Here is a 12,813-nt window from a genome sequence, read left to right as displayed (position 1 = left end):
CGACGCCATGACCCGGCACATCCGCCTCGCCGCGGCCTTCTGCACCCTGCTCCTGCTCGCCCTGCTGGTGAACGCCACCCGCGTCCAGGTCTTCCGGTCCCCCGCCTACGACGACAACCCCGCCAACCGCCGCCAGACGATCGCCCGTTACGACCAGCCGCGCGGCGCCATCCTCGTCGGCGGCAGGTCGATCACCGGCTCCCGGGACTCCGGCGAGCAGCTCCGCTACGAACGGACGTACAAGGACGGCCCGTTGTACGCGCCGGTCACCGGCTTCGCCTCGCAGGAGTACGGCACGACGTTCCTGGAGCACTCCGAGGACGGCATCCTCTCCGGCACCGACGAGATGCTCTCGCCGTTCCCCCTGTGGAACGACCTGACCCGCGCCCAGAACCCCGGCGGCAATGTCGTCACCACCCTCAACCCGGCCGCGCAGAAGGCCGCTTACGACGGACTCGGCACCCGCACGGGCGCGGTCGCCGCGATCGAACCGTCCACCGGCCGCGTCCTCGCCCTGGTCTCCACCCCGTCCTACGACCCGGGCGCGCTCTCGGGCAACGGCCGTACCGCGAACCGCAGTTGGGCCCGCCTGAACGCCGACCCCGACAAGCCGATGCTCAACCGGGCGGCACGGCAGACCTATCCGCCGGGTTCGACGTTCAAGGTGGTCACCGCGGCGGCGGCGCTGGACGCGGGGGTGGTGACGGACCTGGACGCGGCGACGAAGTCCCCCGACCCGTTCACGCTCCCCGGCACCTCGACGACGCTCACGAACGAGGGCGACGGCTGCGCGGACGCGCCGCTCCGCTCGGCCTTCGAGTGGTCGTGCAACACGGTGTTCGCGAAGCTGGGCGTGGATGTGGGCGTGCGGAACATGAGCGGCACGGCGGAGGCGTTCGGCTTCAACGACATCGGGGTGCGGATCCCGTTCGCCGTCTCCCCCAGCACCTTCGACACCTCGGTGGACAAAGCCCAGTTGGCGCTGTCGTCGATCGGCCAGTACAACACGCGGGCCACGCCGTTGCAGATGGCGATGGTCGCGGCGGCGGTCGCGAACGGCGGGCAGGTACGGCAGCCGTACCTGGTGGAGCGCACGACGAGACGGGGCGGCGAGACGGTGTCGACGGTCGGATCGTCCCGCCCTGTCCGCCAGGCCATGCACCCAGCAACCGCCGTACAGATGAAGGAACTCATGGAGGACGTGGTCACGGAAGGCACCGGCACGAACGCGGCGATTCCCGGCGCGACCGTCGGCGGCAAGACCGGCACCGCGCAGCACGGCATCGGCAACTCCGGTACGCCATATGCCTGGTTCGTGTCCTGGGCGCAGGGCGAGCGGGACATGGAGCCCAAGGTGGCGGTCGCGGTGGTGGTGGAGGACGCGTCCGCGGACCGCTCGGACATCAGCGGGGGCGGGGACGCGGCGCCGATCGCCAAGGCGGTGATGGAGGCGGTGCTCGGCCTGTGAGACGGGGCGTCCCGACACGGGCGCCCGACCTATCGTTCGGTTCATGACTGAGCCATTGACAGTACCCGCGTACGAACTCGCCCAGGTCAACATCGGCCGACTCCGATTTCCGCTGGACTCACCGGAGTTGAAGGACTTCGTGGACGCCCTCGACCCCGTGAACGCCGTCGTCGACGCGGCCGAGGGTTTTGTGTGGCGTCTCCAGTCCGACTCCGGCAACGCGACCGACGTTTCCGTCCTCGGCGACGAGTGGCTGATCATCAACATGTCGGTGTGGCGCGACACGAACGCCCTGACCGCGTTCATGTACCAAGGACAGCACAGGGAGTTGCTGGCCCGCCGCCGTGAGTGGTTCGAGCAGGTGCGGGAGGCGATGGTGGCCCTGTGGTGGGTGCCGGCGGGCCACCGTCCCACGGTCGCGGAGGCGGAGGAACGCGTCCTGCACCTCCGCGCCCACGGCCCGACCCCGTACGCGTTCACCCTGCGGACGTCGTTCCCGCCCCAGGGCGCGGAACCGGTGGCACCGGTCAACATCCCTGAGGGGCTGGGCTGTTCGGTCTAGATCCCGGGGCCGGGACGTGGTCCGGGCAGGGGCTCGCGGCGCCGCAGCCAGTCCTGCGGCACGCCGTCGAGTCCCGTCCGGGCCGCCACGACGCCGCCGGTGATGGCGCAAGTGGTGTCGACGTCACCGAACCCCTCGGCGGTGGCCCACAAGGCGGAGGTCAGATCGCCGGGGTGCCGGGCGGCCGACCGGACGGCGAAGGGGACGGTGTCGTCGGCGCGGACCCGCTGACCGTTGCCGAGGAGATCGGCGGCCCGCCACGGCCCGGTGGCGAACGGCACGTCGACGGCCCGCAACAGCCCACCCCTTACGGCACTTTCGGGCGTCCTCGCCGGCGATGCCCTTCGGGCGGGCGTTGGTAACCCGGCGAACAGGGTCGTCCGGGTCACCGCGAGGTCGAGGTTCTCGTGGAACCACGCGACCAGCGGGGCGGCGCGCATCGCGGCGCTGTTGCCCAGGCCGCCCTGGCCGTCGTACAGCTTGCGCGTCGAACTCCCGCCAGCGGTGCGGTTCCTGAAGCGGCAAGGGCGGCGACTGGTGCATTCCGCGGCCGTACCCCCGCGCGGGATCGGCCTCGTAGCTCAGCGCGAACGCCCGGGCGAGGGGCTCCTGTTGGATCTCGCCGTGTCGTCCGTCCAGTGCCACTCCGGTTCCTCCGGGGTGCGCCGGGCGCGGACCTCGTCGTAGGCCCGGCGCGGTTCGCGGAAGAGCGGGAACCAGCGTTCGCCGAACGCGTCGCCGAGGGCGAGGCCCTCCAAACTGCGGCGGGCCGGGGTCACTTGGCCTTCCTGGTCTCCGAGCGGACCTGGAGGGTCATCTTCGCGGAGAGCGCCAGGTCGACGTCCGAGGGGTCCTGGGTGAGGGTCGCGGCCGTGGTCCAGGCGACGGTGGCGGCGGTGTTGCCGTCGGACCAGGCGCAGGTCGGATAGGTGACGTCGACGCTGAGCTGCTTCTGGCTGATCACCTCGCAGGAGATGGTGACCCCGCCCTCGACGAAGTCCTTGCGCGGTACGGCCACGGTCACGCCGTCCGCCTCACCGGCGCCCTTCAGCATGCCCTCGCGGGCCTCGTCCGTGTTCTTGAACCGGCCGTACATCCCCGACAGCGCCAGCGTGCCCTTGGTCGCGTCGCCGTTCAGGGTGTAGGTGCCGATGACACCCACGGTGTCCTTGGCGTCCCAGGCACCGTCCGCCTCCTGCTCGATCTTCTGCCCCTCGGTGTCCGAGAGGTCGTTGGCGAGTTCGAAGCGGCCGTCGACCAGCGTCTTGGGCAGGGTCAGCACGAAGTCGGCCTCGGGAAACCGGGTGGCGGTCTGGCTTCCGACCGTCAGCACGACGGCCATGAAGACCACCCCCGCCGCACCGAGCCCCCCGCCGACGACTCCCAGCACGAACCCGAGCCCGCGCTTCTTCGGGGGCGGCGGGAATCCGGGCGGAGGAGCGCCCCAGCCGTAGGGCTGTTGACCGTACGGGGGCTGGCCGTAGGGCTGTTGCGGCGGCCCGAACTGCTGGGCGGGATACGGCTGTTGAGGGTACTGCTGCGGGTACGGCTGCTGGGGTTGCGGCTGTTGGGAATACGGCGGCTGCTGCGGCGGCGGAGGCATGGACACGACAGCACCGTACATGCGGGACACGCAGAACATGCGGGCGGAGGGATTGACGAGCTTGCTGACAAGCAGTCTCATAAGACTCGGAGGATGTGACCCCGGGTAACACACCGACGTGCGAGGTGGGAGAACCATGACGACCCTGACCGAAGCCGACGCGGTCGACGGGCTGCGCGACGCGCTCGGCCTGCTCAAGGACCGCGAGCAGGTGGCCGAGCGGCTGCTCGCCTCCTCCGCGAAGCACTCCTTCGACCCGGACAAGGAACTCGACTGGGACGCGCCCTTCGAGGACGGCAAGTGGTTCTGGCCGCCGGAACTGGTCTCGCTCTACGACACCCCGCTGTGGAAGCGGATGGGCGAGGAACAGCGGATCCTGCTCTCCCAGCACGAGGCCGCGGCGCTCGCCTCGCTCGGCATCTGGTTCGAGCTGATCCTGATGCAGCTGCTCGTCCGGCACATCTACGACAAGGCGGCGACGAGTGCGCATGTGCGCTACGCGCTGACCGAGATCGAGGACGAGTGCCGGCACTCGAAGATGTTCGCGCGGCTGATCTCCCGCGGGGACGCGCCCTGGTATCCGGTGAGCCGGACTCACCAGAACCTGGGGCGGCTGTTCAAGACCATCTCCACGACGCCCGGTTCCTTCACGGCGACGCTGCTCGGGGAGGAAGTCCTCGACTGGATGCAGAGGTTGACGTTTCCGGACGAGCGGGTGCAGACGTTGGTGCGGGGGGTCACGCGGATTCATGTGGTCGAGGAGGCGCGTCATGTCCGTTACGCCCGGGAGGAGTTGAGGCGGCAGATGGTCACCGCGCCGCGCTGGTCGCAGGAGTTCACGCGGGTCACGTCGGGTGAGTTCGCGCGGGTCTTCTCCGTCGCCTTCGTGAATCCCGAGGTGTACACGAATGTGGGGCTCGATCGGCGGGAGGCGGTGGCGCAGGTGCGGGCGAGTGGGCATCGGCGGGAGGTCATGCAGAACGGGTCGAAGAAGCTGACGGATTTCTTGGACGACATTGGGGTGCTGAGGGGGGTTGGGCGGAGGTTGTGGAAGGCTTCGGGGCTGCTGGCGTGAGTGCGTAGTGCGGGCCGGTGGGGGCTGGTCGCGCAGTTCCCCGCGCCCCTTGAAAGAGCCTTGACTGGTCCGGTTTTCAGGGGCGCGGGGAACTGCGCGACCAGCCACGACGCACCCGCACCCGCCCGACTACCCTGCCCCTATGCCCCCCGCCGCTTCCACTCCCGCCTACCGCCGTCTGAACGTCGAGGAGCGGCGCAGCCAGCTCCTCGACGCCGCTCTCACCCTCTTCGCGCACCGCGCGCCCGAGGAGGTCTCCCTCGACGACGTGGCGGAAGCGGCCGGAGTCTCGCGGCCCCTGGTGTACCGGTACTTCCCGGGCGGCAAGCAGCAGCTCTACGAGGCCGCGTTGCGGTCCGCCGCCGAGGAACTCCAGCAGTGCTTCGACGAACCGCGCGAGGGCCCGCTCCTCCCCCGTCTCGCCCGTGCCCTCGACCGCTACCTCGGCTTCGTCGACCAGCACGACGCCGGGTTCAGCGCGCTGCTCCAGGGCGGGAGCGTCGTAGAGACGTCTCGTACGACGGCCATCGTGGACGGGGTCCGGCGGGCCGCCGCCGTGCACATCCTCAGCCATCTCGGCGTCGCCGAACCGGGCCCACGGCTGCGGATGACCGTACGGATGTGGATCACGGCCGTCGAGGCGGCTTCTCTCATCTGGCTGGACGAGGACAAGCAGCCGCCCGTCGACGAGTTGCGGGACTGGCTGGTCGAGCAGTTCGCGGCGGTCCTGTCGGTGACGGCCCGGCGGGACCCGCAGACCGCCGAGCTTGTCCGGGCGCTCGCGGCGGATGGCCGACACTGATCCCGTGAAGAGCGAAGAGACCCCGTTCGAGGGCGGCCCCATGGACGGGCGGTCCCTGCCGGTGCTGGTCGGACCCACCGGGAACCCGCCGAAGACCTACCGCATCCCGGTCCCCGACGACGCCGGCGGCCCGCCCACGGTTCTCGTCTACCGCCGGGTGCCCAGGGCACACAGCAAGCGGCTGGGTCTCCCCAAGGGCTGGAAGTACGAGTTCGACCCGGCGGGAAAACGCGGCGGCGCACTGCGCTGGCCCTGGTCCAAACCGGACCCCGCACCGGACCCCGCACCAGACGCCACGCCGGGCGGCAAGCCGGACGACACCCACGGGTGACCAGGTTGCGCCGAACCGCGCACACCCGGCGCGCGGACCCGGCGCCCCCGTCTGATGCTCACGATGCGGGGCGGAAGTGCCGCCGCGCACCGGAGGTGATGACGTGTCAGGAAGGCTTCCGCGTCTGGTCTGTACGGCGGCGGTGGCGGCCGGCACCGTCCTCGCGCCGCTGCCCGCCGCGGCCGTACCCGATCCGGGGGCTCCCGGACAGCGGCCCGTGGCCAAGCTGCTGACGGACCTTCAGGCGGTGTACCGGGACGCCGAGCAGGCCACGGAGACGTACAACGCCACCGAGGAGCAGCTGAAGAAGCAGCGCGCGGAGGTCGACCGTCTCGACTCCGAACTGGCCCGCGCCCGCCTCACCCTGCACGACAGCCGTGGCGCCGCCGGCCGGCTGGCCCGCGAGCAGTACCAGAACAGCACGGCCATCTCCCCGTACGTACGCCTGCTCCTCGCCCGTGATCCGCAGCACGCGCTCGACGAGGGCCATGTCATCGGGCAGTTGGCGCGCGAGCGGGCCGAGACGGTGGGCCGGCTGGTCGGCAGCGAGAAGAAGAGCGACGGCCTGGCCCGCGCGGCCCGCAAGGCCCTCGACACCCAACTCACCCTGTCCGCACGGCAGATGAAGGACCGCGACGACGTACGGAATCGCCTGGCCGACGTCGAGAAACTCCTCGCCGCCCTCACCCCCGACCAACTCACCGCCCTCGCCGCCTTCGAGAAGACCGGCGTCGACAAGGCCCAGCAGAAGCTGATCACTTCAGGGGCGTTGGGCACCGACGACCGCGAACCCTCCCGATCCGGCGACCGAGCCCTCCGCTACGCCGTCCAGCAGATCGGCAAGCCCTACGAATGGGGCGCGGAGGGACCGAAGACGTACGACTGCTCGGGCCTGACATCGGAGGCGTGGGGGCACGCGGGCACGCCGATCCCCAGGACCAGCGAAGAGCAGTGGGCGCAGCTGCCGAGAATCCCGCTCGATGAACTGCGCCCCGGCGACCTGGTCATCTACTTCCCCGAGGCAACACATGTGGCGTTGTACCTGGGCGCGGGCCAGGTGGTCCAAGCCCCCCGCACGGGTGAGAAGGTCCAGGTGTCACCTGTGGCGTCGTACCCGATCCTTGGAGCCGTACGCCCAGATCAGCGCCCCTGAAGGGGCGCGGGGCTGAGACACTGTGCGGCTCCGCCGCGTGGGCGCGCCCAGCCACAACGAACCCGCAGCCTAGACCGCCACAGAAGCCAGGTACGCCCCCGTCTTCTCCGGCTCATAGAAGAAGTTCTCAAAGTCCGCCGGATCGTCGAACCCGTTGGCGAACCGATCCGCCACCGGCTGCAACTGCCCGGCCGCACCGATGAGGTTGAGGATGTGCTCCGGCGGCGGCGAGAGCATCGCGTTGGTCCACTTGGTGACGTGCTGCGCCGTGTCCCAGTACCGCTCGAACGTCGCCCGCATCCAGTCCCCGTCGAACTCCTTCTCCCCGTGTTCGAGGATCGACGCGAGATACGAAGCGGCGCACTTGGCCGCGGAGTTGGAGCCCTGTCCGGTGATCGGGTCGTTGGCGACGACGACGTCCGCGACGCCCAGGACCAGTCCGCCGCCGGGGAGTTGACCGACGGGGTTGCGGACCGTGGGCGCGTAACGCCCAGCCAACGTCCCACCCGCGTCGGTCAGTTCGACGTTCCGCGCCCGCTCGTACTCCCAGGGCGTGAACTTCTCCATGAGTTCCAGGGTCAGGGAGAGGTGCGCCGCCGGGTCCTTGACGCCGTTGAAGACGTCCAACGGCCCGCCGGGTATGCCTTCCCAGAAGAGTATGTCCGCGCGGCCTGAGGTCGTGAGTGTCGGCATGACGAACAACTCGCCCACGCCCGGGACCAGGTTGCAGCGGACCGCGTCGTAGTCCGGGTGCTCGGGGCGCGGGCCCAGACCGTGGACGTAGGAGACCGCGAGCGCGCGCTGCGGCTCGGTGTACGGGGAGCGCTCCGGGTCGCGGCCGAACATCGACACCAGCTCGCCCTTGCCCGCCGAGACGAGGACGAGGTCGTACGTGCGGGAGAAGTAGTCGAGGTCGCCGACCGCCACGCCGTGGATGACCAGTTGGCCGCCGCGCTGCGCGAACGTCTCCATCCAGCCGGCCATCTTGACCCGCTGGTCGACCGACTGCGCGTACCCGTCGAGCCTGCCCACCCAGTCGATGACGCGCTGCGTCGGCCCCGGGTCGTGCGAGCCGGGGGCGGCGACCGAGACGCCGAGTCCTTCGATCTTCGGGGCCTGGGACTCCCAGAAGTTCAGCTGGAGATCGCGCTCGTGCCCCAGTGCCGTGGTGAACATGCACTGGGTCGACATGACCCGTCCGGTGCGGATCTCGTCCGCGGTCCGGTTGGACATCAGGGTGACCTCGTACCCGTGCGACTGGAGTCCGAGGGCGAGTTGGAGCCCGGACTGGCCGGCTCCGACGACGAGTATCTTCCGCATGCGGGTGGTGGCTCCTTGGTCGCGACAGCTCGGGAACTGCTCGGGGCTACTCGGGGGTGACGTCCAGCGCGTGGCCGACGAGCGCGAGCAGGGTCTCGATGGCCGAAATCCGCCGCCGCGCATCCATGATCATTACAGGTATGTGCGGGGGAATCGTCAATGCCTCCCGCACATCCTCCGGGTCGAACCGCTCGCTGCCGGCGAAGTGGTTGACCGCGACGACATACGGCAGTCCGCAGCTCTCGAAGTAGTCCAGCGCGGGGAAGCAGTCCTTGAGGCGGCGGGTGTCGGCGAGCACGACGGCACCGATCGCGCCCCGCACCAGGTCGTCCCACATGAACCAGAACCGCTGCTGGCCCGGCGTACCGAACAGGTAGAGCACCAGGTCGTCGTCGAGGGTGAGGCGGCCGTAGTCCATGGCGACCGTGGTGGTCGTCTTCTCCGGGGTGCCCGTGAGGTCGTCGGTGTCCTCACTGGCCTCGGTCATCAGCGCCTCCGTCTGGAGGGGCTGGATCTCGGAGACGGCGCCGACCATGGTGGTCTTGCCGGCGCCGAAACCACCGGCCACCACGATCTTCGTGGCGACCGGCGCGCGGGTGCGGTCCAACTGCCAGGCCCGCGGCTGCTCCTCGTCGTCGAGGAGCGGGGGGACGCCGTAGGCGGCGGCGTCAGAGACGACGGAGTCCACTCAGCACCCTTTCCAGCAGAGCGCGGTCAGGACGGCCCGGGCCGTGACCGGTCCCGGTTCCGTACACACGGATCTTTCCCTGGTCCGCGAGATCGCTCAGGAGCACGCGGACCACACCGAGCGGCATCTTCAGCAGCGCGGCGATCTCGGCCACCGTGCGCATACGGCGGCAGAGTTCGACGATGGCGCGCATCTCCGGCATGACCCGGGTGTTGAGCGAACCGTTCGTCAACTCCTTGCGTTCCTCCGGGGCTTCGAGCGCCGCCACGAGGGTCTCCACCAGGAGGACGTGCCCGAAGCGGGTACGGCCGCCGGTGAGCGAGTAGGGGCGCACCCGGGCGGGTTTGCGGTCGCCGCCGCGCACGGGGAGCCCGTTCGGCGTACTGCCGCCGCCGGTCATCGGGCACTCTCCACGCACGCGTCTTCGAGGGATTTCCGCAGCTCGCTGCGGAGTTCGGGGGTCAGCACATGGCCGGCGCGGCCGACGAAGAGCGCCATGTGGTACGACACGACGCTCATGTCGCAGTCCGCGGAGCCGTGCACGCCGAGCAGCGAACCGTCGCTGATCGACATCACGAACAGGCTGCCCTCCTCCATCGCGACCATGGTGTGCTTCACCGGGCCGGAGTCCATCAGCTTGGCGGCGCCGATGGTGAGGCTGCCGATGCCGGAGACGATGGTGGCAAGGTCCGCCGCGGAGCCCCGTGGTCCTGTGCGCTTGGTGTCGAGGGCCTCTCTGGCCTGTTCGTTGCGGTCCGGGTCGGAGGAGAGGAGCAGCAGGCCGTCGGAGGAGACGACCGCGACCGACTGGATGCCGGGCACTTCCTCGACGAGGTTGCTCAGCAGCCAGTGCAGGTTGCGGGCTTCACTGCTCAGTCCGAAGGTACTGGGCGCGGTCAACTGCTTGCCTCCTCGACGGTGCCCCCCGTGGCTTCTTCGGATGGTGCGGTCGTGCCGCGGGGCGCCGGGACCGGGTTCTGGCCGGTCCGTTCGGCGATCTCCGCTTCTACGTCCCGGTAGCCGGCGGAGGCTCCGGCGCGGAAGCCGCCGAGTCTGCGGCGCAGGGCTTCGGCGTCGACGGTGCCGGTCCGCTTGCGCGGGGCCTGTTCGGGTCGGGTGATCCTGGGGGTGCGTTTGGGGAGGCCCTTGTCGGTGACGGGGTCCTCGTCGGTGGCGCGCTCGTGGACCGCGTCGTCGGGGGCCGAGGGTGCCTGCGGGGGGAACTCGCCGTCGGCGACCGCTGGTTCCTCGGCTGTTTGCGCTTCCTCCGTCGCCGGTGGCAGGAGGAGTTCCATCGTCGTCTCGGCCGGGGCTTCCCGGACCGCCTTCTCCGCGAGGGCCACCAACGGATCCGCGTCCGGCTTCGAACGGCCGGGCAGGACATTGGAGTTGACCTCGGCGGCGGCGCCCGGGAGGGAGTAGGAGTGGGTGCTGCCGGTCGTCGGTGAGGTCGTCGGTACGGCCGTCATGGGGGCCGTCGCCAGGAGCGGGCTGGGCAGGACCACGACCGCCGCGATGCCGCCCTGCTTCTGGTCGCGGAGCTGGACGCGGACGCCGTGGCGGTGGGCCAGGCGGGCCACGACGTACAGGCCGAGGCCGAGGCCCTCCTCGCCCTCCTGGTCGTAGGGGGAGTTCGGGTCGAACTCGGTGAGGCGGGTGTTGAGGCGGGTCATGCGGTCGTCGGTCATGCCGATGCCCTCGTCCTGGACGGAGAGCATGACCTCGCCGTTCTCCAGGAGCCAGCCGGAGATCTCGACGGGGGCGTCCGGCGGGGAGAACGAGCTGGCGTTCTCCATGAGTTCGGCCAGGAGGTGGCTCAGGTCGTCCGCCGCGAAGCCCGCCACGTGCGCGTGCGGCGGGAGCGCGGAGATGCGGACGCGTTCGTAGCGTTCGATCTCGCTGACGGCCGCGCGGACGACGTCGACGAGCGGGACCGGGCCCGCGTGCTGCTGGACGTGTTCGGTGCCGGCGAGGACGAGGAGGTTCTCGCTGTGCCGGCGCATGACCGTGGCGAAGTGGTCGAGCTTGAAGAGGGTGGAGAGCCGGTCGGGGTCCTGCTCGCGCTCCTCCAGGCCCTCGATGACAGCGAGTTGGCGCTCGACGAGGCCGAGGGTGCGCAGCGCGAGGTTGACGAAGGTGCCGCCGATGCTGGTGCGCAGGCGCTCCAACTGCTCGCTGGAGTCGGTGACTTCGGCCCGGAGTTCCTCGCGGGCGTCGGCCATCCGCTGGCGCTGGCCGACCAGGTGCTTACGGTCGGCCTCCAGGGTGGCGATGCGCTCGTGGAGGGCGACGGCGTGCGCGTGCAGGGAGTTGACCGAGCGGACGACCTGGGCGAACTCGTCGTTGCGGCCGGTGAACTTGATGGCTTCCTCGGCCGCCGGGTCCTCGGCGCCCGCCAGCCGTGCCGAACCGCGGCGCAGCACCGACAGCGGGCGGGTGAGGGTGCGGGCCATGGCGGTGGCGATGCCGACGGCGAGCAGCATGAGGGCGCCGAGGATCGCGACGCGGAGTTCCAGCGCCTTGACGTCGTCGTCGCGCAGTTGGGCGAGGTCCTTGGAGCGGCGCTCGTAGAGGGCGGACTCCTCGCCGCGCATCAGGTCGACGCGGCCGGAGAGCGCCGCGTCGAGCTTCTTGGTGCTGGTGTCCAACTCGCTGTCGGAGAGCGTGGGTTGGTCGGTGAGGGCGGCGAGGTACTTCTCGGCGGAGTTGACCTCGGGTCCGGTGACCGTGGAGTCGTAGCCCGCGAGGGCCGTCTTCGTCGCGGAGTCGCGGAAGTCGGCGAGGGCGGCGTCGGAGCGCAGCCGGGCCTGCTGGGCGGCGGCGCTGAGGGCGTCGCGCTGTTTGGTCTGGGCGTCCGTCGAGCTGGTCTCGGTGACGGCGAGGCCGGTGATGGGGTTGATGACCGTCTTGGTGCTGGTCGGCACGTTCAGTGCGGCCAGCAGCAGTCCGCGGGCGGCGGCGGCCTGCTGGACGGCGGCGTCGAGTTCGGCGAGCGCGTAGGCGCCGGACCCGGCGCGGGGCGGCATCTGCTCGGCCAACTGCTCGGCGAGCCGGTGCAGTTCGGTGATGGCGCCGGAGTACGCGAGGTGCGCCTCCAGGGCGCTGTTCTGGCCGGTGAGCGCGGCCCGCCGTACGGCGGCGACGTCGTCGAGGTCCGCGCGGAGCGCGCCGGAGATGTCGGTGTCGGCCCGGAGTTCCTCGACCTGCCGGTCGACGCGGGCGCTGCGGTCCTCGTCGGGGGCCTGGGACTTGGGGCGTCCGGCGGCGATGTACGAGGTGACCTCGTCGCGCTCGTCGGCGAGCGAGTGGGCCAGCGACAGGGCGTCCTGGGTCTGCTCGGCGAGCGTCACCAGGTCCTGGGAGTCGTGGAGTTGGCCGGAGGCGGTGATGAGGGAGGGGACACCCGCGGCGGCGATGGCGGCGGCCACGACGGCCACGGCGACGATGAGCCGGTTGCGGACGTGGGTACCGCGCCCCTTGCCCGCGGGATCGGGCGTGACGGCACCGGTGGCGCCCCCCTGAGGGGCCGTCTGCTTGGCTGTGCGCCGAGGCCGCTTTTTCTGCACCGGTGCTCGCATTCCTGACTCGTGATACCCATGGGGCCGGGTGACGCTCCGTCATCCCGGTACGGCGACCCTCCCAGTGCCGGTGGGCAGCGGTCGCGCATCATCCGGGCCGCCACCCGAAGGAGTGAACCCCGTAGGGGAGTTGGCGGGCAAGTTGCGGCGGACGGTGGAAAGGCCTTGCGGGCCCTGCCGGTTGGACGTGAGCGGCGGGCTTTGGCAGGATTCGCCGCCACGCATTCCCGGAG

General features: G+C 70.6%; 14 protein-coding genes. 6 read left to right on the top strand and 8 right to left on the bottom strand.

Translation table 11 applies throughout. The annotated features are described in order from the left end of the window. Window positions 1-7 precede the first annotated feature (7 nt). Both ACWIHT_RS08900 and ACWIHT_RS08895 read left to right on the top strand, forming a co-directional pair. Entirely contained in the window at window positions 8-1,468 is a 1,461-nt protein-coding gene (locus ACWIHT_RS08900; protein ID WP_456166043.1) for a penicillin-binding transpeptidase domain-containing protein, read from the top strand. A gap of 43 nt (window positions 1,469-1,511) precedes the next feature. Further along, window positions 1,512-2,030 (top strand): DUF3291 domain-containing protein, encoded by a 519-nt coding sequence (locus ACWIHT_RS08895; protein ID WP_456165853.1) that lies wholly within the window; start codon window positions 1,512-1,514, stop codon window positions 2,028-2,030. On the opposite strand, the gene ACWIHT_RS08890 is transcribed toward ACWIHT_RS08895, so the two are convergent. The 3 genes from ACWIHT_RS08890 to ACWIHT_RS08880 all read right to left on the bottom strand — a co-directional run bounded on the left by ACWIHT_RS08890 (window position 2,027) and on the right by ACWIHT_RS08880 (window position 3,633). Next, on the bottom strand, window positions 2,027-2,470 hold the full coding sequence (locus ACWIHT_RS08890; protein ID WP_456165851.1) for an ADP-ribosylglycohydrolase family protein: 444 nt from the start codon (window positions 2,468-2,470) through the stop codon (window positions 2,027-2,029). The two genes, ACWIHT_RS08895 and ACWIHT_RS08890, sit on opposite strands and share 4 nt — an antisense overlap. Window positions 2,471-2,611: 141 nt before the next feature. Beyond that, window positions 2,612-2,809: a hypothetical protein gene (locus tag ACWIHT_RS08885; RefSeq protein WP_456165849.1), complete on the bottom strand. Its 198-nt coding sequence runs from the start codon at window positions 2,807-2,809 to the stop codon at window positions 2,612-2,614. Beyond that, window positions 2,806-3,633, bottom strand: a complete 828-nt coding sequence (locus ACWIHT_RS08880; RefSeq protein ID WP_456166041.1) for a hypothetical protein — start codon at window positions 3,631-3,633, stop codon at window positions 2,806-2,808. Before ACWIHT_RS08880 ends, ACWIHT_RS08885 begins: the two co-directional genes overlap by 4 nt. Before the next feature lie 136 nt (window positions 3,634-3,769). Between ACWIHT_RS08880 and ACWIHT_RS08875 the strand changes: the two genes are divergently transcribed. From ACWIHT_RS08875 to ACWIHT_RS08860, 4 genes are all read left to right on the top strand, one after another. Beyond that, window positions 3,770-4,708, top strand: coding sequence for an AurF N-oxygenase family protein (locus ACWIHT_RS08875; RefSeq protein WP_456165847.1), 939 nt, complete (start codon window positions 3,770-3,772; stop codon window positions 4,706-4,708). 142 nt (window positions 4,709-4,850) lie between these two features. Further along, on the top strand, window positions 4,851-5,510 hold the full coding sequence (locus tag ACWIHT_RS08870; protein WP_456165845.1) for a TetR/AcrR family transcriptional regulator: 660 nt from the start codon (window positions 4,851-4,853) through the stop codon (window positions 5,508-5,510). A 4-nt stretch (window positions 5,511-5,514) separates the two neighbouring features. Further along, window positions 5,515-5,841 carry a hypothetical protein gene (locus ACWIHT_RS08865; protein ID WP_456165843.1) on the top strand — a complete coding sequence of 109 codons (327 nt, stop codon included), beginning with the start codon at window positions 5,515-5,517 and terminating at the stop codon, window positions 5,839-5,841. A gap of 103 nt (window positions 5,842-5,944) precedes the next feature. Further along, window positions 5,945-6,994 carry an NlpC/P60 family protein gene (locus tag ACWIHT_RS08860; RefSeq protein WP_456165841.1) on the top strand — a complete coding sequence of 350 codons (1,050 nt, stop codon included), beginning with the start codon at window positions 5,945-5,947 and terminating at the stop codon, window positions 6,992-6,994. Window positions 6,995-7,063: 69 nt separating this feature from the next. Here ACWIHT_RS08860 and ACWIHT_RS08855 read toward each other — a convergent pair whose 3' ends face one another. The 5 genes from ACWIHT_RS08855 to ACWIHT_RS08835 are packed head-to-tail and all read right to left on the bottom strand — an operon-like array spanning window position 7,064 to window position 12,568. Beyond that, the gene (locus tag ACWIHT_RS08855) at window positions 7,064-8,314 is read right to left on the bottom strand and encodes a styrene monooxygenase/indole monooxygenase family protein (RefSeq protein WP_456165839.1); all 1,251 of its coding nucleotides are present in this window, start codon (window positions 8,312-8,314) and stop codon (window positions 7,064-7,066) included. A gap of 46 nt (window positions 8,315-8,360) precedes the next feature. Next, window positions 8,361-9,002 carry a GTP-binding protein gene (locus ACWIHT_RS08850; RefSeq protein ID WP_456165837.1) on the bottom strand — a complete coding sequence of 214 codons (642 nt, stop codon included), beginning with the start codon at window positions 9,000-9,002 and terminating at the stop codon, window positions 8,361-8,363. After that, on the bottom strand, window positions 8,983-9,402 hold the full coding sequence (locus tag ACWIHT_RS08845; protein WP_456165835.1) for a DUF742 domain-containing protein: 420 nt from the start codon (window positions 9,400-9,402) through the stop codon (window positions 8,983-8,985). Before ACWIHT_RS08845 ends, ACWIHT_RS08850 begins: the two co-directional genes overlap by 20 nt. After that, window positions 9,399-9,902, bottom strand: a complete 504-nt coding sequence (locus ACWIHT_RS08840) for a roadblock/LC7 domain-containing protein (protein ID WP_456165833.1) — start codon at window positions 9,900-9,902, stop codon at window positions 9,399-9,401. Before ACWIHT_RS08840 ends, ACWIHT_RS08845 begins: the two co-directional genes overlap by 4 nt. Then, entirely contained in the window at window positions 9,899-12,568 is a 2,670-nt protein-coding gene (locus ACWIHT_RS08835; protein ID WP_456165831.1) for a nitrate- and nitrite sensing domain-containing protein, read from the bottom strand. Before ACWIHT_RS08835 ends, ACWIHT_RS08840 begins: the two co-directional genes overlap by 4 nt. Window positions 12,569-12,813: the final 245 nt, after the last annotated feature.

It is taken from the genome of Streptomyces sp. NPDC002276, from assembly GCF_053891435.1.
Note: the sequence above shows the minus strand (reverse complement) of the source record. Positions and strands in the feature narration are given on the sequence as shown.

Coding starts and splice junctions, on each gene's coding strand:
- ACWIHT_RS08900 (WP_456166043.1), top strand. CDS start 8: ATGACCCGGCACATCCGCCTCGCCGCGGCCTTCTGCACCCTGCTCCTG.
- ACWIHT_RS08870 (WP_456165845.1), top strand. CDS start 4,851: ATGCCCCCCGCCGCTTCCACTCCCGCCTACCGCCGTCTGAACGTCGAG.
- ACWIHT_RS08875 (WP_456165847.1), top strand. CDS start 3,770: ATGACGACCCTGACCGAAGCCGACGCGGTCGACGGGCTGCGCGACGCG.
- ACWIHT_RS08855 (WP_456165839.1), bottom strand. CDS start 8,314: ATGCGGAAGATACTCGTCGTCGGAGCCGGCCAGTCCGGGCTCCAACTC.
- ACWIHT_RS08890 (WP_456165851.1), bottom strand. CDS start 2,470: ATGCGCGCCGCCCCGCTGGTCGCGTGGTTCCACGAGAACCTCGACCTC.
- ACWIHT_RS08845 (WP_456165835.1), bottom strand. CDS start 9,402: ATGACCGGCGGCGGCAGTACGCCGAACGGGCTCCCCGTGCGCGGCGGC.
- ACWIHT_RS08895 (WP_456165853.1), top strand. CDS start 1,512: ATGACTGAGCCATTGACAGTACCCGCGTACGAACTCGCCCAGGTCAAC.
- ACWIHT_RS08880 (WP_456166041.1), bottom strand. CDS start 3,633: ATGCCTCCGCCGCCGCAGCAGCCGCCGTATTCCCAACAGCCGCAACCC.